This is a genomic window from Mahella australiensis 50-1 BON, assembly GCF_000213255.1.
GTDB lineage: Bacteria > Bacillota > Clostridia > Mahellales > Mahellaceae > Mahella > Mahella australiensis.
The window spans coordinates 2,177,514-2,195,447 of the sequence record NC_015520.1; the positions used below are offsets into that span (position 1 = coordinate 2,177,514).

Sequence of the window (17,934 nt, forward strand, 5' to 3'; positions counted from 1 at the left end):
AGGTGGTGTTTAATTATGCCTACTTGTCCGTCCGGATCATTTGCATACACGATCAAGGCCGGGGATACCTTTTGGAAGTTAGCCAAAACGTATAATACCACGGTGGCAGCTATACAGGCGGCCAACCCCGGGGTTAATCCTAATAAGCTTCAGATAGGCCAGGTAATATGCATACCTGGAAGTAATACTCCTCCCGCCAAACCCTGTCCGGCAGGTTCTCGATCATACACGATCAAGGCCGGGGATACCTTTTGGAAGTTAGCCAAAACGTATAATACCACGGTGGCGGCTATACAGGCAGCTAATCCCGGGGTTAATCCTAATAAGCTTCAGATAGGTCAGGTAATATGCATACCGGTAGGTAAATAACAATCAACACAAATATCATATTATAGAGAAAATCGTCATTGACATGCTTTCTCCTGCATGATAGAATATACAAAAATTGAATAGGTGACCACTGGGGTGCCGGATGAGGCCGGCTGAGATAAAGGACCGTTGAATCCTTTGACCCATTGAACCTGATCCGGTTAATGCCGGCGTAGGAATGTGGAATGCGTATATACAGGCCATGGACATCAGGTTCATGGCCTTAATTTATTTTTCGAGAGGAGGGATTATATGAATATATCCGGACTTTATGCCATAGCCGGCAGCTATAGAAATGATAAACCAGTTGAGCGTATGGTAGAGGCCGCCATAAAAGGCGGCGCCAGTATTATACAGCTGCGCGAAAAGAACACAAGCGCCAAACAATATATAGAAAGAGCAACGCGCGTTAAAGCAATAACCGATCGCTACGGCGTGCCTTTGATAATAGATGACAGGGCTGACATAGCGCTGGCCTCCGGAGCAACCGGCGTACACCTCGGCCAAAATGATTTGCCCATAGAATTTGCCCGACAAATATTAGGCTCATCTGCTGTAATAGGCATATCTGTGCAAACGCCGCAGCAGGCTATAATGGCTCAACGGCAGGGCGCTGATTATATAGGAGCAGGTCCTGTATTCCCCACCATATCCAAGGATGATGCAGAACCGCCCATAGGCATCGCCGATCTTTACGACATATGCCATGCCGTGACTATACCGGTCATAGCGATAGGCGGTATATACTCATACAACGCAACCGAGGTTATGGGCGCTGGGGCCGCCGGCATAGCGGTAATATCGGCTATATTCAACGCCCGCGATATAGCAGCGGCAACGGCAGAGCTAATCCAAGCGATGAGGAGGAATACATAGCATGAACATAATCGAACAACTGATACTGCGCGTCATAGACGCCAATATAAACCGCCTGCGCGAAGGGCTGCGCGTATCGGAGGATATATGCCGCTTTGCATTAAACGACGAGACGTTAAGCCAGCAGCTCAAGGCGTTGCGCCATCAGGTAAAACAGGCCAGTGATCTAATAGCACCCTATCCGCAACTATTGCACGCCCGCGATGTCCAATCCGATGTAGGCGCCGCAACGCCAAATAAAGATGAAGATCAGCGCGATAATATACAACGCATATTAGCCGCCAATATGAAACGAACGCAGGAATGTTGCCGCGTGCTGGAGGAATTCGCTAAATTATATTCCAATGAGGCCGCTTCTACTTTTAAGACTATGCGCTATAATCTATACGCGCTGGAAAAAAATATATACGATATTATGGAGGAAAGAAAGATATGACAGGACAATTACTGGAGAGAGTACGGCATGAAAAGCCGCTCATACATCACATAACCAATCAGGTGACTATCAACGACTGCGCCAATGCCACGCTGTGCATAGGCGCTCTCCCGGTCATGACGCATGCTGTCGATGAGGTGGAGGAAATGGCAGCAGCATCCAACGCTCTGGTGATAAATATAGGTACACCCACGCCGGACCAAATAGATGCCATGGTGGCTGCCGGCAAAAAAGCAAATCGATTGAATATACCGGTTATATTGGATCCCGTAGGCCTCGGAGCAACCAAACTGCGCACCGATACCATAAAAAGGTTATTGGATAACGTCCACGTATCCGTAATAAAAGGCAATGCTGGAGAGATAAGCATATTAGCCGGGCAAGGCGGCACCGTCAAAGGCGTTGAATCAATAGGGCAATATGATAATATAGAGGCCTCATGCCGCGATGCAGCAAAAATATACGCTTGCACAGTGGTCGTAACCGGCGCTGCCGACATAATAGCCGACAGCAGCCGCACGCTCAGGGTCGGAAACGGCGACGCCATGATGGGCCGCGTGGTAGGGACGGGATGCATGGCGGCATCGATATTAGGCTGTTTTGCGGCCGTGGAGAACGATCATGTGCAGTCCTCGGCTGCGGCCATGGCTTGCTTTGGCATAGCCGGACAGTTAGCAGCCAAGAGAGATGATGTAAAAGGCCCCGGTACTTTTAAAGCCACCCTAATGGATGAGCTGTATAATTTGGATACAGCTTCGATAGAGCAATATCTCAATATAGAGGAGGTTGTAACGATATGACACAATTGCAAGCCGCCAAAAACGGCATCATAACGGAGCAAATGAGGACCGCCGCATTAGCAGAAGGCATAGAGCCAGAAGAACTGCGCCATGGCATTGCCGATGGCGCTATAGTGCTGCCGGCAAACACAAACCATAAAGGCTTAAATCCAATAGCTGTAGGCAAAGGGTTGAGCACCAAGGTAAACGCCAATATAGGCACATCCGAGGCTTTTAACGACCTTGCCGCCGAGTTGTCAAAACTTGAGACAGCCGTCAGTGCAGGAGCACATTCGATCATGGATCTGAGTACCGGCGGAGACATAGATGACGTGCGCCGGACTATTTTGGATCATTGCAAAGTTATGCTTGGTACAGTACCCATATACCAAACCGCCGTAGAAACGTTGCGTTCCGGTAAAACCATAGTGGATATGGAGGTTGATTATATTTTTGATGTAATAGAGAAACAGGCACAAGACGGCGTGGACTTTATGACGGTGCACTGTGGCGTAACTATGGAATCGATAGAGCACTTGAGGAAAGAAGGCCGCTTAGCCGATATAGTCAGCCGCGGCGGCTCCTTCATAACCGGCTGGATGTTGCACAACGATAAGCAAAATCCTTTATACGAGCAATTCGACAGATTGCTGGATATAGCGCTACGCTATGATGTGACGCTAAGCCTCGGCGACGGTTTACGTCCGGGCTGTCTGGCTGACGCCACCGACCGCGCTCAGGTAAGTGAGCTGGTAATACTCGGCGAATTGGCTCAAAGAGCCTACGAGGCCGGCGTACAGGTCATGATAGAGGGCCCCGGCCATATGCCTCTCGATCAAGTAACCGCCAATATACAGCTCGAAAAACGCCTGTGCCACGGCGCACCATTCTATGTGCTGGGCCCACTGGTTACTGATATAGCACCCGGCTACGATCACATAACCGCAGCCATAGGCGGAGCTATAGCCGCAGCAGCCGGCGCCGACTTCCTGTGCTATGTCACACCAGCCGAACATCTTGGATTGCCCTCTTCCGGCGATGTACGCGAAGGCGTGATAGCATCGCTTATAGCGGCTCATGCCGCTGATATAGCCAAAGGCGTAAAAGGAGCCATGCAGCGCGACATATCGATGGCTAAAGCGCGTAAGGCCCTGAACTGGGAAGAGCAGATAGCACTTTCCATCGACCCTGTAAAATCCAACAGATACCGCCATGAAAAAAATACCGATGATGAAGAGGCCTGTACCATGTGCGGCCGTTTTTGTGCCATGAAGTTGGTATCAAAATATCTGTCATAGGCTATGAGCATATATTCTTTAACTTTTCGAACTTTATATAATCTTTTGTTGTCTATATTATAGAAAGCGGTAAAATATACTTGGGTGAAGATGAGTGATAGATGTAGAACAACTGGTAAAGAGAAGTCGCGGCGGTGATGATTCAGCCTTTGCTGAGTTGATAGCAAACTTTCAAGGCAAGGCTTTTTCAATAGCATACGGTATACTGATGGATAAAACCGAGGCTGAGGATATAGTGCAGGATGCCTTTATAAAGGCTTATTTTTCGTTAAAACAACTTAAGAATCCCGCAGCCTTTCCGTCATGGCTTTTTAAGATCACCGCTCATCTTGCCCTTAATAAAACGCAGCGGCGCGACAATAAAAATATATCGCTTGACGATGAGGATACCATTACATATATACAGCTTTCACCTGATATATGGAATACACCGGAGGAGGCTTTTATGCGCGCAGAAACTCAGCACATTGTCAAGCAGGCCATGATGTCATTGCCGCCCAAATATAGAGCGGCTATCTCGTTGCGAGAGATAGATGGCTTTTCTTATACTGAGATAGCCGATATGCTCCAGATACCGGAAGGCACGGTAAAATCAAGGGTTCATGAAGCCCGGAATATGCTCAAGGACAGGCTGATTGCTTTTGGCCTTGACATAACCACTTTATGATTAGCAGGAGGTTTAGCAGATGGATTGCGATAAATTCGAACCGTTATTACAAGCCAGTTTAGATGGTGACTTAGGCCCGCCATCACAGGCATCCTTAGATGAACACCTGGCTCATTGCCCGCGCTGCAGAGCCAAGGATGCCATGCTCAGAAGCAGCGTAAACGCCTTAAAAGAATTGAATAAACCTTCAACATCATCTGCTTTGACTACACGCATAATGACAGCTATAGTTCAGGAACGTAAATGGCGCCGAATATGGGCAGTAATAGCTTCATGTATGGGCGCTGTAATATTGGCCGTAATATTGCCTTTGCTCATAAATACGGGCCCGGTTTCTTCCTTGTTGCTAAACAGCGCAGGCTATACCTTCTTCAGGGATATGCTGCTGATGTTGCCGGTTGTAGCAACGTTGTCATGGCGAGCAATGTTTATAATTTTTGCCGTGCTGTTACTCATACCCGCTGCAGTATTGATAAAGAATAACGTGAAGTATATATAAAAGGGATGAAACTTAAAAAATGAGACATAAGTCGTTTATAACACTAATAATAATTATAGCGCTGATATCTTCGCTATATAGTATAGCCGCCCCAATTGACGCCAAAGCCGACAACGACAAAAGGGAGCCGTCAGCCGAGCAGATTTACCGCGATGGCATCCAACGCAGTCACGGTGATCATATAACCGTTCTTAAAGGGCAACAGGTTAAAGACCTATTTTTGTTCGGAGGCAGCGCCGATATAGCCGGTACTGTAAAAAACGATGTCGTAACCATAAACACCGACGTAACGCTACGCTCAACTGCTACAGTAAACGAGAAAGTAGTCATGCTCGGCGGCAGACTAACGCAAGAGGACGGCGCTAAGATCAAAGAAGGTATATATCGCATAGACTCGGGCAAAGACGCAATAAACAGCATGTTCATGGGTTTTGCAGCCTTTGCCGGCTTAGAAATGGCAAAGCTGATGGCGTTGATCGTATTGGTGTTGTCAGCCGTCATAATCAATATGCTACTGGCTGAACATATCCAGAAAGTTATCGATTTTATTGCACCCCAGAAAAATGCGGTAATAGGTATAGGAATAGGGACGGCCATAGTATGGGCGGCTTTATCCGCAGCATTTATACTGGCACGATGGGGGATACCTCTGGTTGCTTTGCTTTCATCGATAGCTGCGATATTGTCATTTATAGGCTTCATAATACTAAGCACCGCAATAGGTTCAAAAATCAATGATAGAATGAACTGGCCAAATGCATCCTGGAGCACGGCTCTAACCGGTTCATTGGTTATCTGCATAGTCGCTGCCATACCAATAGTAGGCATGTTGATAATAGCAGTTACGCTGGTACTGAGCCTGGGCATAAGTGTATCGTATATATTCCATTTAATAAATAATAGGAAAAGGACTTTAAAAGCATGATATCCGCTATCGCACAATGGGCGGACCAGATAATTCCGCTTTTTTTGCAGTATGGTCCTATAGGACTTTTCATACTGTCCATAGGCGAGGTATTTATATTACCCGTGCCGCCCGACGCCGTACTCATACCTATGTCGCTTTTAAATCCGTCCAAAGCCTTATGGTACGGCTTCATAACCATTGCCGGTTCCGCTACAGGCAGCGTTATGGGATATTATATAGGCAAATGGGCTGGACGCCCCGTATTGGCGCGTATGGTTAAACCGGATATGATGCAGCGCATAGAAGACCTGCTCAGCGAACACGGTTCTATGGCTGCCCTGCTCATCGGTTTCTCACCTATACCGGATAAGCCTTTTACCATAGCCGCAGGTATATTCCGCATAAACATCGTGTCCTTTGTCATATGGCTGACCATAAGCCGCAGCATACGCTTTATGTCTGAGGTACTGGCCATTATTTTCTTCGGCGAAACAGCAGTTGCCCTCGTACAGCAATATTTCGGCCCAATAAGCGCCGCGATATGCATTATCGTCGTTATAGCCGTCGCATTTCGATATAGAATGAAAGCCCGCGAGAAAAATTTTTAACATTCCTTTCATACTGTTTTCACAATACCGCTCTGCACATTTATATGCAATGGATACCTTATTTAACCGCTCCAATCTCACGGTTTCGGCGACCAACACAGACCTGATCATTTCATTGTTACCTATGGCTTAGCATAAAGCCTCGCCACTTATGGCTGGGAGAAGTCAGCATTAGCGTAGTTCTAGATTTATCTAAACATAGCCTTCCTTATCCTGTTATGATAAAGCCTTAAAAAAAGCGTATATGCATAGTCATATACCAAAAACGCGACTTGAGCGGCAAGCCACAAAAGGGTCACCGGCCACCGGCCTGATATATTTAATTCATTAGGCAAAAATGCCGATGCTATCTTATACAAGATAAACAATGATAGATTAAAAAACAGCAGCTTTAGTATGACCTCTATCCAACGATCGTGTATCCTCTCTATATAGCCCTTTATTATGCCATAAATACCAAAAAATGCCGTATACAAAAGCGCTATCGATTTCATGGGTATAAGCAAAAGCACCAGCAGCGACGACGCTATATAAAACAGCCAGCCATAGCCTATGCCGATCTCCATGATAACCACAGCCACAAATACCGAACTTATGGCCGTAAAAAACAACCTGTTCAACGGCATGAGTACAGCCAAAAACAACATGGCCATCGTAAGCGCCAGCATCAATCCTGTAAATGCTATTTTATTCGACGTTCTCAATATGCCGCCCCCTTAACAACAAGATATACAATCCCCGCCCATCATCTCACAACAGCAATCAGTGCAATACATGGCAGTGCATAGCTGACACAGCTGCTGCGACTCGTCGTCGCGCCGATTATATACATCTCGGCGAAAACCGCGCGAAGCATTCATCATTTGATTCAAGGCATCCTGATATACAGGATTGGACGGGTCCATATTCACAGCAGTCTGAAAGCTATCGTATGCCACGCCGTACCTACCGCGGCGTGCTGCTATAACGCCTTTAAAGTAATACCATTGTGCGTCACGCGTCGGTATATTATTCAACATGCGCTCGGCATTTACCAAATCGCCCCGATTTATATATTCAGCCACTTTCTGATAATCGCCCTGTTGAGCCCCATAGTTATAATCCTGACTATATGAAGACGATGAATACTGCCCGCTGCTACTATTTCGACCCGAGCTGCCCTTCATGAGCATGTCATAGGCCTCATTTATTTCTTTTAGTTTCTCTTCGGCCAGATCGGATAAAGGATTATCCTTGTATTGATCCGGATGATATTTCCGCACTAACTCGCGATAAGCCCGCTTTATTTCCTCTTCTGATGCCCCTTCTTTTATCCCCAGTACTTCATATGGATTCAATGTATTTCTTCCTTCCCAAGTCTTCGATTGTAATGTCCACCATAATGAGCATATTATATCACATTATAATATGCGCTGCTATGAAAAAAACAGGGGCTAGTGTTAATACCACCGCCCCTGTTTCTCTAAACGTCAGCTTAAAATACGAACTTCTCATGCGCAGCTATGCCGTTGTAAATATTTGAGAGCACATCGCGCAGCCTGCGCTTCTCATCGACGGGCTTACCGCTCTCGTCTACAGCATAACAGGCCCCTCCTATCACCGCTGTTTTGAGCATACCGGCCGCATATGGGTTACCAGCCAATTGCGGAGCATCCAATATGCCCAGCTTGATGGCAGCGGCTATGCACGATGGCTCTATCAAAGCATCTTTGTGTTCATCCAACCTTTTAATGGTGCCTATTATAGCATAAGCATCGCTTATAAGCTGATCCTTCCGTTTCAATACGGCAGGATCCAATGTCATATTAGGCATGCCTTTCAATACATTATCTATCACTGCCCTGGCTATGGCACAGCTTTCCACGACCTCTTCAGGTTTCGCGGCGTGATCGGCCTCGCAGAAGCCCACTACATGCACTATATGCGGCTTTAAGGCCATAGCCAAGTATGTGGAAGCCGCCAACTGGCCTTTGGCTTTATCGAGGTCATCCGGCATAGATGCAAGGCCGGCGCGAACCTGCCTAAAGACCGTGAAAGACTTATCCTGCAACGTGTCTATCATCTCTGTGACGGCCAGCATTTTAGCCAAATCCATAACAGGCGAGATTTGCGGCGGCACATTGAACATCATCTGGGATATATAATATCTCACGCCCATGCTTTTTGCATTATACGCCGCCAAATAGGCTGCTGCTACGCCTATCGCATCGTGAGCACCTCTTAGGCTCCAGTGGTGAGCCTCATTTACCTCCACCGGTATGCCTCTGTCGGCATGCCACTTCATCAGGAGTTGATTCTCGGCTATGGATTCCAATGGTCTGCGCGGTCCTCGTCCATCCAGGCGATTATACCAGCACAGTGGTATAGCGGCCCATGCATTATCAATTGTATCCTTCAACATTTGCGCCATGTCGAATATATCGTTTGTGCCGCTATAGCAGCGTAAGAGTGGATGATTTCCAGTTTGAGCAGCGTCGTATATGCGTTTCAGATCATCAGGCTTTCTGATAGGTACGCCGCCTGCCCCATCCATATCCTCATTCATCTCATCAGGTTCAAAGAAATGCTCCTGCGCATTCTGATCAGGGGCTATGGATATGACGTCCACCAGGCCGGACGATGCTATATCCTTGACACCGGTTATAGTCATATCCAGCGACGGCAAACCGAAATGGTGTCTTATAAGCGGATAAGGATAGCTCTCTCTTATTCGCCCTATCAAATCAGATGCATAAGTCATTTGCCCATTATACATATCCTCATTTTGCAGATATGCCAACGATTCTTCGTCACCGCTCTTGGCAAAGACGTGTTCAAATATACCGAAACGTTTGGCCGTTTCGCAGTTTTGAGGCGTACCGCCAAATAACCATATTATATGTTGCAAATCATATTGTTCTATCAAAGCCTTGAGTTCTTCCAATAAAGGCTCCAATGTCTGAGGCGTTAGCCTATAGCTTATGCCAACTGAATCCGGCTTTTGAGACAATACAACATCTATAAGACGGCTCAAAGGTACAGCCGGTCCTAAAAAGCGCGTTTCATACCCGTATTGTTTTGCCAATTCGAGAAAATTAAGTGGACCTGCTATATGAACGTGTTACCTATAGACGCAGCTATCATCTGTTTCATGCCACCACTCCCCTTCTGATGTCTCCGAAGTATACATAAGTATATATCTCATACATCGACATATCGTCGATACCTAATTTACTTATAGTCCTGCCACACGCCCGATAATCGACGCCGGATACGGTGCAAGCTAGATCTATTATGGCATCTATCGTAGGCGTAGGAACACCTGCCATACGTCCAAAAGCTGATATTGGCACCAAACTGTACGGCACATCCTCAAATATATAGCGCGTATCTGTATTGGACGGCGCCTTTATGCCCTTATATCCTTTATTCTGCTGTATGGCGCTGTACAGGTCATCGGCCTCCACACCGTAAGACACCCTCATCCATTCCAAGGCACTCATGCACTTTACATTTAGCATCTTGGCCACAGCCATTCTCTCATCATCCATACGCTGTATTATCTTAGCTATTGACGGAGATATGCCTTCTATATAATACTCAAATGCCCCGCCCGTGGTCTCTATACGGGCAGCGTTCAACAGCGTGGGCGCCGGATGGAATATAGCGCCTATGTTATTGAAACTGGTTTCCAATACGCTTTCGGCTGGAACAAATTGCGGATATACCTCTTTCAACGCATCCAATACCAACCCCGTTCTTACAGATGGAAGTGCTGCTATTTCTACCGATTTTTTTATATCGAATATGCGAGCCGAGCATGGACCAGTCTTGCGGCAGGCGTATATAAAAGTCGAGGCTTCGGCCACCGTTATCCGGGCATTTACACCGTATTCGTACAGCGTCTGCGAGAATTCGAGGGCCCCACCGGTACGTCCCGGATTCAACACAATTATCTGACCATCCTGCAAATACGGAGCGCACATTTGGGCTATATCGCGATGCCCAACGGCCGGTACTGTCACCATAATGACATCGACGTCCCTTATCGCTTGCCTAATATCAGATGTGACGATTTCAAGTGGTCCATAACCTTCTACAAGTCCTTCAAGATAGATTCCACCCTGCTCTTGTATTGGAATCAGTTTGTCAAATGTACGGTTAAATAGATTGACCTCATGGCCTTTCAGCGCCAGATGGGCGGCCATGGCCATACCTCCATTGCCGGCTCCTATGACAGCAAATTTAGGCATAAAATAATCCCTCCTAAAAATTTTTAATTTTTATTATGGAGGGAGAACAAAAAAGCCACGAACGAGAGCCGTGACTTCTCAAGCTAAATTATAGCCTGCTCCCTCTTCCTACGCTTGCGAGGTTAGCTGACGGGTTCGGGTCGAAAGAGATAACCCTACCTTACGGATTCACCCCAAAAATTGGTTCCCCCGTTTCCCTGACGGGAATTCAGCGTTTTTCATATTTAATTGTATTATTATACTACCATATATCAGAGCAAAATGCAATACCCTTTTTGAATTCTTGATGGTTATTTAGCGTTTTAATTCCAGGTAAAATTTGTATCTATCGCCGCGATAGTAAGAGCGTACGTATTCTATCGGTACGTCGTCTTCATCGTATGTCACACCGATAACCATTATCACAGGCGCCCCTTCCTCTATACCAAGCATAGAAGCTATATAGCTGTCAGCCAATGCAGCCTCCAAAGTCTCTTTAGCCGATACCGGATGCGCTCCGAACTGTTGCTCCAATATATTATACAAGGAACAATGCTCGAGGTCGGCCTTCTCCAATGCATAAAATCTTCTATAGCTAAAATAAGAGACTTCAAATACCATAGGAACACCGTCGGCAAAGCGCAAACGCTCTATTTTTAACGCCGGTTCTTCATCTTCCAGGCGCAACGCTCTCCGCACATGGCTTATATCCTCATGTACTGCCTTAATATCCACGGTTTTTGCCCCGGCTTGCATGCCGCGTTTGTGCATATCCTCACTGAAACTCGACAATTGCATTATCGGCTGGTCCAGCTTGGGTTCGGCCACAAAAGTACCTTTCCCACGCAGACGATACAGCACGCCTTCCTTAACCAATTCGGATATGGCTTGTCGTACGGTCATACGGCTCACGCCATATTCATCGCATAATTCGCGCTCCGATGGAACTTGCATGCCCGGTTTTAAGTCTCCAGCCTCTATGAGAGCCCTCATACGTTCCTTTATCTGATAGTATATAGGTATAGGTGATTCTTTATCTATATCGCTTATATCGATTAAATCTATGAGCAATCGCCTCCTATAGCCCAAGACCTTTCAAAAATTCTACCGCCTGGCGTATATCGGCCTCGGGATCAGCGCCCGCCTCGCGCTCTATAGTAAAGAAACCTTTATAACCCACCTCATCCAATGCTTTCACGTATGCTGGAAAATCCACGGCACCTTGACCTAACGGCATCTCTTCAAAATAATCGCCAATACGGAAATCCTCTATACCCCCATCAGCGAAAAAGCCATATATGATCTCAGGATCGGTTTTTTTCTTCATTATGCCGTCCTTCGCATGCGTATGAACTATGTAGTCTTTTAGATTATACACGCCCCCTACAGGATCATCGCCCGTAACCATTACCAGATTGGCGGGATCATAATTCACGCGCACACCTCGGCTATGCAAGCTATCCAAAAAGCGCTTTAAGGTCTCGGTTTTTTCCGGCCCCGTTTCTATAGCAAAATACGCGCCCACTTGATCCCCGTATTCTCCCAATTGCTCGCAAGCCTCTTGCAATATCTTGTATCTGTCGTGATTCGGATCGGATGGCACTACCCCTATATGAGTGGTCACCACATCTGTCTCTAAATCCCTTGCCAGATCCATTATACGCTTTGAACGTTCTATTCTTGCCGGATTATCTTCTTTTACCGCAAAACCATGCCCACCCATATCGCCGCACAAGGCCGAAACCTTAAGACCGTTATCTTTTATATAGTTTAAAAGTTCATGCCGTGCAGAAAGTGATAGATTCTCTGGAGCCATTTCTCCTGATACCGCATAAATCTGTATGGCAGCAGCACCTACCTCACGTGCTTTCTTTATACCTTCACGCACACCCAGACGGAAAGAATCCACCATTACGCCTATCCTATTCATAATGCTTTTACCTCCTTATTTGATTATGACTTCATGTCCTGTGCTGGCTGATTCATATATTGCATCCAATATTTTCATAAGCTCCACACCATCCTCACCGGGATTCAAACACGGTGTGCCGTTGGCTACACAATCTATAAAATGCGCCATCTCTTTGTCGAATATAGGTTGAAAATCATTTTGATTCACATCTATGAAAGGTTTTGTATCCGTAAGCACATCGTTGCGTTCAGAATAAATCTCAAAGTCTGGTTCCATAGTAACACCGGCCTTGCTGCCGTAGAGCTCCAAATAAAGCTTATCGCGTTTTATATGCTGAGTCCAGCTATTCTCGACTATAAGCGTAGCCCCGTTGTCAAAACGCACAAAACCCGCTGCCAGATCCTCCACATCGTTATAATCGCTGTAATCAGCCGATTTATACTGTTGTATGCCTATTATATTTGAACGCGGCCCCACTAAATCATAGGTTGAACCCATTGCCAGCACCGCTTTGGGTTTATCCATCAGATAACGCACCAAATCGATCATATGTACTCCGAGATCGATAAGCGGTCCCCCGCCCGAACGCTTTTTATCGGAGAACCAGCCACCCGGATTGCCTACGCGGCGTAAGCAACCTGTCTTTGCATAATATATCTGTCCCATATCGCCGTTATCTATCATGCGCTTTAATATCTGCGTGTTGAGTCCAAAACGCCTCACAAAACCGACCATGAGGAGTTTACCCGCGTCTTTTGCAGCATCCACCATCTGCTGAGCCTGTATGGCGTTCAACGCCAACGGTTTCTCGCATAATACATTCTTACCGGCTTTAAGAGCTGCTATGGTAGCCGGGGCATGTACGTTATTCCAAGTGCATACGCTGACCGCATCCAAGTCCTCCTGCTTTAACATCTCATTATAATCGGCATACGTATGAGGAATATTATAATACTGTGCAAACTGTTTTGCTCTCTGTTCATTTATGTCGCAGTTGGCTACTACCTCAACATGGTCCAGCTTCTTATAGCCGGCCATATGCGTATGGCTTATGCTTCCATTGCCTATTATACCTACTTTAACCTTCTTCATCGTTTCTGTCCCTGCGTCCTCGCGCAGCAGACAATCCTCCCCTCGTTTTAATTCGTTTATATTATATAATTTAAGCTACAAAACTGCAATCAAAATAATCTTTCGGCATAGATGACGCCGCTTGCCTATCCAGAATCACCGTAAGCTGAGGATGCAATTGCAATACCGAAGCCGGCACTCGTTGCGTTACAGGGCCTGTCAACGCTTTAGCAATTATATCAGCTTTGGCTTCTCCTGAAGCCATCAATATTATAGAACGGCTTTGCATGATGTTCTTTATACCCATGGTAACGGCCTGTTTGGGCACATCCTCTACAGAACCAAAAAATCTAGCATTGGCCGCCCTGGTAGTTTCGGTAAGATCGACCACGTGCGTAGTCGTCCCAAACGGCGTGCCAGGCTCGTTGAAGCCTATATGCCCGTTTAATCCTATACCTAATATCTGCAGGTCTATCCCCCCATGCTCTTTTATGGCGCAATCATACCTTTTGCATTCCGCTTGTATATCATTTGCCATACCATCGGGTATATGAACATTTTGGGGTAGTATATCTATATGCTCAAAAAGATGTTCATACATAAAGTGGTGAAAAGATGCCGGGTGAGATGCTTCGATACCCACATATTCATCGAGATTAAACGTCACAACCGATTTGAAGCTGATAATACCGCGTTCATACATTTGTACAAGATATCGATATGGTCCTATCATTGTACCACCTGTAGCCAATCCTAATGTAGTATCCGGGTATTTAATCAGCCGATCACTTATTACCCCCGCTGCATGATATGCCATCTCATCCTCTGTATCGGCCACATATATCCTCATATAATCCCTCCTTTCTTTGTCATATGGTTGTATAGTGGTCTATACCATTATTATAAAACAGACCTTTTTAAAAAGCAAGCGGGCCGTAAAATAAATTTCGGCCCTTCGTGATTCATATATACATAGAAAGGGGCCATATATGGCCCCCTTTCTATAAATCATCCCATATAGGCAAATGCTTATATAACCGCCATCTTTTATCATGTACATCATATGTAATGTGTCCGCAGTTAGGTAGGGCAAACTGCACAATCGTGGGCAGATGTAGCCACTATATAAAATGTACTATTATCTACATTGATAGATAGTACCTTTATCCCTTGCAATCTGACATTATTTTCGATAAAATCATTTATAGAATTCAATCCGATTCACCTTCTTTTTATTTTTTTGAATTCTATATTAACAAACGGTGAATCGGATTTTTTCTACCCTTTTATCAGCTATCTGCCAAAGTATTTTGTGGAATTAGCTAGGCTTCACAAAATTCGGCGTTGAACCAATATTATGGTTTGGAGCGGGTATTGTAAAAGGCCATCACATATAGTATAATCTCTAGTATGAGCGGCAGCCTCTGCCGCTTTATTTATAGCGATCATATCATACATATTTCAATAATAGGATAGGAGGTTCTTATGAAATACTACGTAGATGCAAATGCTGCAAAAGACGGAAACGGCTCTATTGAGAGACCATTCAAACGGATCGGCGAAGCCGCGAAGGCAGCGCTTCCCGGTGATGAAGTACTGGTAGCACCGGGGATTTACCGGGAATATGTAGATCCGATCCATTCCGGCACTGAAGATGGCCGTATCACTTATACAAGTACCACACCTCTTGGCGCAGTGATCACCGGCGCGGAACAGATAAAAACCTGGCAGCACTACAAGGAAAACGTCTGGGTATCCCGAGTCGCAAACAGTGTTTTCGGTAGTTACAATCCCTATACAACTTTGGTATATGGAGACTGGTATTTCGCGACGCCAAACAAACATACAGGCTGTGTCTATCTAAATAACAAATCGATGTATGAAGCCACAAGCTTGGAAGAGTGTATCAAAGGCGATGTTTATGAATGCAGTTGGGTACCGGAGGATTCTGTTTACAAGTGGTATACCGAGCAGGATACAGATGCTGATGAAACGATCATTTATGCCAACTTCCAGGGATTGGACCCGAATAAGGAAAATATAGAGATCAACGTCCGCCGCAGATGTTTCATGCCTTCCAGAACAGGCATCGGTTATATTACGGTCAGAGGATTCAAAATCGATAAAGCCGCCACCACCTGGGCGCCGCCTGCAGCTTTCCAGGACGGCATGATCGGTCCTCACTGGAGCAAGGGCTGGATTATTGAAGATTGTGAAATTTCGAACAGCAAGTGTGCCGGCATTTCTCTGGGCAAATATCTTGATCCTGACAACGAGCATTATTTTACAAATAAGCAGGTAAAGAGTCCTACCCAGATGGAACGCGACGCGGTTTGCCGCGGCCAGTATCACGGATGGCTGAAAGAAAAAATCGGCAGCCATATAGTACGCCGCTGCAACATCCACCACTGCGAACAGGGCGGCATTATCGGCCGTATGGGCGGTGTGTTCAGTATCATTGAGGACAACCATATCCACCATATCAATAATATGATGGAGCTGGGCGGAGCGGAAATCGCTGGTATAAAAATGCACGCGGCCATTGACGTGATCATACGCCGCAACCATATTCACCATTGCACTATGGGAATTTGGTGTGACTGGGAAGCCCAGGGTACACGTATTACCCAGAACCTGCTCCATGATAACCAGCGGCCGCCATATGCCAAAAATCTTCCTGGAAGTATGATGTCTCAGGATATATTTGTAGAAGTCAGCCATGGCCCAACATTGATCGACAACAATATCCTGCTTTCAGACGTCAGCCTTCGTATTGCAACACAGGGCGTGGCAATGGTCCACAACCTTATCTGCGGCGCATTTACCAGCGTCGGCAATGGAACAGGTACGCGCTATACGCCGTATCACATACCACACCGTACTGAAGTGATGGGCTTTATGACCATTCTTCATGGTGATGACCGTTTCTGCAACAATATCTTTGTCCAGAAGTGGCCTTCTGAAGACTATGTGGTCTACCATGATCAGAACACAAGTGTCATTCGGGAAAACAGACAGGTAGGTACGCATGTTTTCGATGATTACCCGACCTATGATGAATGGATCGCACAGTTCGATTTCACCAGGCGTCCGAATATGATGGCTTTAGAGCCTGCTCATTCAGGTTATCTACCAGTCTGGAGCGAAGGGAATGTATATCTGAACGGCGCCAAGCCATGGAAAAATGAAGTGAGCGGTCTGGTCGTTGAAAAAAATGATCAGGATCTCAAAGTAGAACTGGTGGAAAAAGATGGCCATTATTATCTGCACACAAATATATATGATTACATCAGGAATTTCAGTGATCGGATGATAAATACCGAAGTTCTCGGCAAAGCCTTTGAACCGGAGCAATACTATGAAAACCCGGATGGAACGCCGATACGCTTTGATACCGACTACTTCGGAAATCATCGCGGTATCCATGTTATACCGGGTCCGTTCGCATCATTTTCCGGTAATATTGAACTATTATAATCACAAATGTAACGAGGCGATAGGCGCGTACCTTCTTGTGATTCATTATTGGCAGTAAAGGTCATCGTCATAGTGCCTTCAGTGCAGACTCCTGCTGTACAACCGGCTCCGATGGTGACTGCCCCATGCTTCCCACAACACGGAACAGATATTCATTAGGAAGAGGGCCTTCCATTGTTTCCCGTATTACGCTTCTGTCGCCCGTGACATTGGTTGTTATCATATAGAATCTGCCATTATGATAACGGAGAGTCGGTGCATAGATACCGCCCGATGGCTTGCAGCAACGCAGCAGCACCTGACTTTCGCGCGTCAGGCAAGCACCGATCTGTTTCCAATTGATCAGATCGCGGCTATGAAAAATCGGAACGCCCGGAAAATACTCATTCGTATATAGATAGAAAAGGGCCATATATGGCCCTTTTCTATAAATCATCCCTTATTAAGACTTCCACAATCCGTGGACATTGCAGTATTCGCGCGCTTGCAGATCATCGCCCTGCACGGCAAAGAAAGCTTCCGGCTTATCGCCTGGTTTCAGGAACTTTCTATAAGAAGCCCCGTCAACTATCAGCTCGATCCATTCGATATAGTGCTCAGGCAACATAGGATGCGGTACACTCCCTACTTTGACCAATACGCCGTCACCCGTTTTCTCTATTACCGGCACGTGTTTCTCGGTCGCCGCATCAGCTGTCTTTTCTTCCAGCAATTCCATGGGCTTGCCGCAGCATACTAACGTGCCGCCGCCAACATGCAATACCTCTACGATATTACCGCATACTGAGCATTTATAAACCTCTTTAGTATTCTTGACGCTCATC

At 46.1% G+C, this 17,934-nt stretch carries 18 protein-coding genes, 2 pseudogenes and 2 riboswitches; of the genes and pseudogenes, 10 read left to right on the plus strand and 10 right to left on the minus strand.

Going from position 1 to position 17,934, the window contains the following annotated elements:
* Positions 1-15: 15 nt before the first annotated feature.
* From MAHAU_RS10175 to MAHAU_RS10215, 9 genes are all read left to right on the plus strand, one after another.
* Positions 16-369: a LysM peptidoglycan-binding domain-containing protein gene (locus MAHAU_RS10175; protein ID WP_013781646.1), complete on the plus strand. Its 354-nt coding sequence runs from the start codon at positions 16-18 to the stop codon at positions 367-369.
* A gap of 82 nt (positions 370-451) precedes the next feature.
* Positions 452-566, plus strand: a riboswitch (TPP riboswitch).
* A 55-nt stretch (positions 567-621) separates the two neighbouring features.
* A complete protein-coding gene (thiE, locus tag MAHAU_RS10180) occupies positions 622-1,245 on the plus strand; it encodes a thiamine phosphate synthase (protein WP_013781647.1) in 624 nt (207 codons plus the stop codon).
* 1 nt (position 1,246) lies between these two features.
* The gene (locus tag MAHAU_RS10185) at positions 1,247-1,681 is read left to right on the plus strand and encodes a hypothetical protein (protein ID WP_013781648.1); all 435 of its coding nucleotides are present in this window, start codon (positions 1,247-1,249) and stop codon (positions 1,679-1,681) included.
* The gene (gene thiM / locus MAHAU_RS10190) at positions 1,678-2,481 is read left to right on the plus strand and encodes a hydroxyethylthiazole kinase (RefSeq protein WP_013781649.1); all 804 of its coding nucleotides are present in this window, start codon (positions 1,678-1,680) and stop codon (positions 2,479-2,481) included. Before MAHAU_RS10185 ends, thiM begins: the two co-directional genes overlap by 4 nt.
* Complete coding sequence (gene thiC / locus MAHAU_RS10195; protein ID WP_013781650.1) at positions 2,478-3,758, plus strand: phosphomethylpyrimidine synthase ThiC; 1,281 nt, start codon at positions 2,478-2,480, stop codon at positions 3,756-3,758. Before thiM ends, thiC begins: the two co-directional genes overlap by 4 nt.
* Positions 3,759-3,852: 94 nt before the next feature.
* The gene (locus MAHAU_RS10200; RefSeq protein ID WP_013781651.1) at positions 3,853-4,425 is read left to right on the plus strand and encodes an RNA polymerase sigma factor; all 573 of its coding nucleotides are present in this window, start codon (positions 3,853-3,855) and stop codon (positions 4,423-4,425) included.
* A gap of 19 nt (positions 4,426-4,444) precedes the next feature.
* Positions 4,445-4,924: an anti-sigma factor family protein gene (locus tag MAHAU_RS10205; RefSeq protein WP_013781652.1), complete on the plus strand. Its 480-nt coding sequence runs from the start codon at positions 4,445-4,447 to the stop codon at positions 4,922-4,924.
* A gap of 19 nt (positions 4,925-4,943) precedes the next feature.
* Positions 4,944-5,849 carry a hypothetical protein gene (locus MAHAU_RS10210; RefSeq protein WP_013781653.1) on the plus strand — a complete coding sequence of 302 codons (906 nt, stop codon included), beginning with the start codon at positions 4,944-4,946 and terminating at the stop codon, positions 5,847-5,849.
* Entirely contained in the window at positions 5,846-6,439 is a 594-nt protein-coding gene (locus MAHAU_RS10215) for a YqaA family protein (protein WP_013781654.1), read from the plus strand. The genes MAHAU_RS10210 and MAHAU_RS10215 overlap by 4 nt, the downstream gene beginning before the upstream one ends.
* Positions 6,440-6,627: 188 nt before the next feature.
* Here the strand turns inward: MAHAU_RS10215 and MAHAU_RS10220 are convergent, their stop codons facing one another.
* The 8 genes and pseudogenes from MAHAU_RS10220 to nagB form a co-directional block, all read right to left on the minus strand.
* Positions 6,628-7,143: a hypothetical protein gene (locus MAHAU_RS10220; protein WP_013781655.1), complete on the minus strand. Its 516-nt coding sequence runs from the start codon at positions 7,141-7,143 to the stop codon at positions 6,628-6,630.
* A 12-nt stretch (positions 7,144-7,155) separates the two neighbouring features.
* On the minus strand, positions 7,156-7,776 hold the full coding sequence (locus MAHAU_RS16085) for a J domain-containing protein (protein WP_013781656.1): 621 nt from the start codon (positions 7,774-7,776) through the stop codon (positions 7,156-7,158).
* A 137-nt stretch (positions 7,777-7,913) separates the two neighbouring features.
* Positions 7,914-9,571, minus strand: a pseudogene (locus MAHAU_RS10230) (methionine synthase).
* Positions 9,568-10,671 (minus strand): NAD/NADP-dependent octopine/nopaline dehydrogenase family protein, encoded by a 1,104-nt coding sequence (locus tag MAHAU_RS10235; RefSeq protein WP_013781657.1) that lies wholly within the window; start codon positions 10,669-10,671, stop codon positions 9,568-9,570. The pseudogene MAHAU_RS10230 and the gene MAHAU_RS10235 overlap by 4 nt, the downstream one beginning before the upstream one ends.
* Positions 10,672-10,767: 96 nt before the next feature.
* A riboswitch (cyclic di-AMP (ydaO/yuaA leader) is annotated at positions 10,768-10,895 on the minus strand.
* Between the two features lie 70 nt (positions 10,896-10,965).
* The gene (locus MAHAU_RS10240; RefSeq protein ID WP_013781658.1) at positions 10,966-11,721 is read right to left on the minus strand and encodes a GntR family transcriptional regulator; all 756 of its coding nucleotides are present in this window, start codon (positions 11,719-11,721) and stop codon (positions 10,966-10,968) included.
* A gap of 7 nt (positions 11,722-11,728) precedes the next feature.
* Positions 11,729-12,580 (minus strand): sugar phosphate isomerase/epimerase family protein, encoded by an 852-nt coding sequence (locus MAHAU_RS10245; protein WP_013781659.1) that lies wholly within the window; start codon positions 12,578-12,580, stop codon positions 11,729-11,731.
* 15 nt (positions 12,581-12,595) lie between these two features.
* Complete coding sequence (locus MAHAU_RS10250) at positions 12,596-13,654, minus strand: Gfo/Idh/MocA family protein (protein WP_013781660.1); 1,059 nt, start codon at positions 13,652-13,654, stop codon at positions 12,596-12,598.
* Between the two features lie 70 nt (positions 13,655-13,724).
* On the minus strand, positions 13,725-14,483 hold the full coding sequence (nagB, locus tag MAHAU_RS10255; protein ID WP_013781661.1) for a glucosamine-6-phosphate deaminase: 759 nt from the start codon (positions 14,481-14,483) through the stop codon (positions 13,725-13,727).
* 635 nt (positions 14,484-15,118) lie between these two features.
* On the opposite strand from nagB, the gene MAHAU_RS10260 reads away from it, so the two are divergent.
* A complete protein-coding gene (locus MAHAU_RS10260; RefSeq protein ID WP_013781662.1) occupies positions 15,119-17,110 on the plus strand; it encodes a right-handed parallel beta-helix repeat-containing protein in 1,992 nt (663 codons plus the stop codon).
* 199 nt (positions 17,111-17,309) lie between these two features.
* Here MAHAU_RS10260 and MAHAU_RS16230 read toward each other — a convergent pair.
* Together MAHAU_RS16230 and MAHAU_RS10270 are read right to left on the minus strand one after the other, a co-directional pair.
* Positions 17,310-17,513: pseudogene (locus MAHAU_RS16230) on the minus strand (family 43 glycosylhydrolase); the annotation flags it as partial.
* Positions 17,514-17,552: 39 nt separating this feature from the next.
* Positions 17,553-17,933, minus strand: a complete 381-nt coding sequence (locus tag MAHAU_RS10270; protein WP_013781663.1) for a desulfoferrodoxin — start codon at positions 17,931-17,933, stop codon at positions 17,553-17,555.
* Position 17,934 lies beyond the last annotated feature (1 nt).

Bases quoted from the DNA above. Each gene is read 5' to 3' on its own strand.
- MAHAU_RS10175 (WP_013781646.1), top strand. From the start codon at position 16: ATGCCTACTTGTCCGTCCGGATCATTTGCATACACGATCAAGGCCGGG.
- thiE (WP_013781647.1), top strand. From the start codon at position 622: ATGAATATATCCGGACTTTATGCCATAGCCGGCAGCTATAGAAATGAT.
- MAHAU_RS10185 (WP_013781648.1), top strand. From the start codon at position 1,247: ATGAACATAATCGAACAACTGATACTGCGCGTCATAGACGCCAATATA.
- thiM (WP_013781649.1), top strand. From the start codon at position 1,678: ATGACAGGACAATTACTGGAGAGAGTACGGCATGAAAAGCCGCTCATA.
- thiC (WP_013781650.1), top strand. From the start codon at position 2,478: ATGACACAATTGCAAGCCGCCAAAAACGGCATCATAACGGAGCAAATG.
- MAHAU_RS10205 (WP_013781652.1), top strand. From the start codon at position 4,445: ATGGATTGCGATAAATTCGAACCGTTATTACAAGCCAGTTTAGATGGT.
- MAHAU_RS10210 (WP_013781653.1), top strand. From the start codon at position 4,944: ATGAGACATAAGTCGTTTATAACACTAATAATAATTATAGCGCTGATA.
- MAHAU_RS10215 (WP_013781654.1), top strand. From the start codon at position 5,846: ATGATATCCGCTATCGCACAATGGGCGGACCAGATAATTCCGCTTTTT.
- MAHAU_RS10235 (WP_013781657.1), bottom strand. From the start codon at position 10,671: ATGCCTAAATTTGCTGTCATAGGAGCCGGCAATGGAGGTATGGCCATG.
- MAHAU_RS10245 (WP_013781659.1), bottom strand. From the start codon at position 12,580: ATGAATAGGATAGGCGTAATGGTGGATTCTTTCCGTCTGGGTGTGCGT.
- MAHAU_RS10250 (WP_013781660.1), bottom strand. From the start codon at position 13,654: ATGAAGAAGGTTAAAGTAGGTATAATAGGCAATGGAAGCATAAGCCAT.
- nagB (WP_013781661.1), bottom strand. From the start codon at position 14,483: ATGAGGATATATGTGGCCGATACAGAGGATGAGATGGCATATCATGCA.
- MAHAU_RS10260 (WP_013781662.1), top strand. From the start codon at position 15,119: ATGAAATACTACGTAGATGCAAATGCTGCAAAAGACGGAAACGGCTCT.
- MAHAU_RS10270 (WP_013781663.1), bottom strand. From the start codon at position 17,933: ATGAGCGTCAAGAATACTAAAGAGGTTTATAAATGCTCAGTATGCGGT.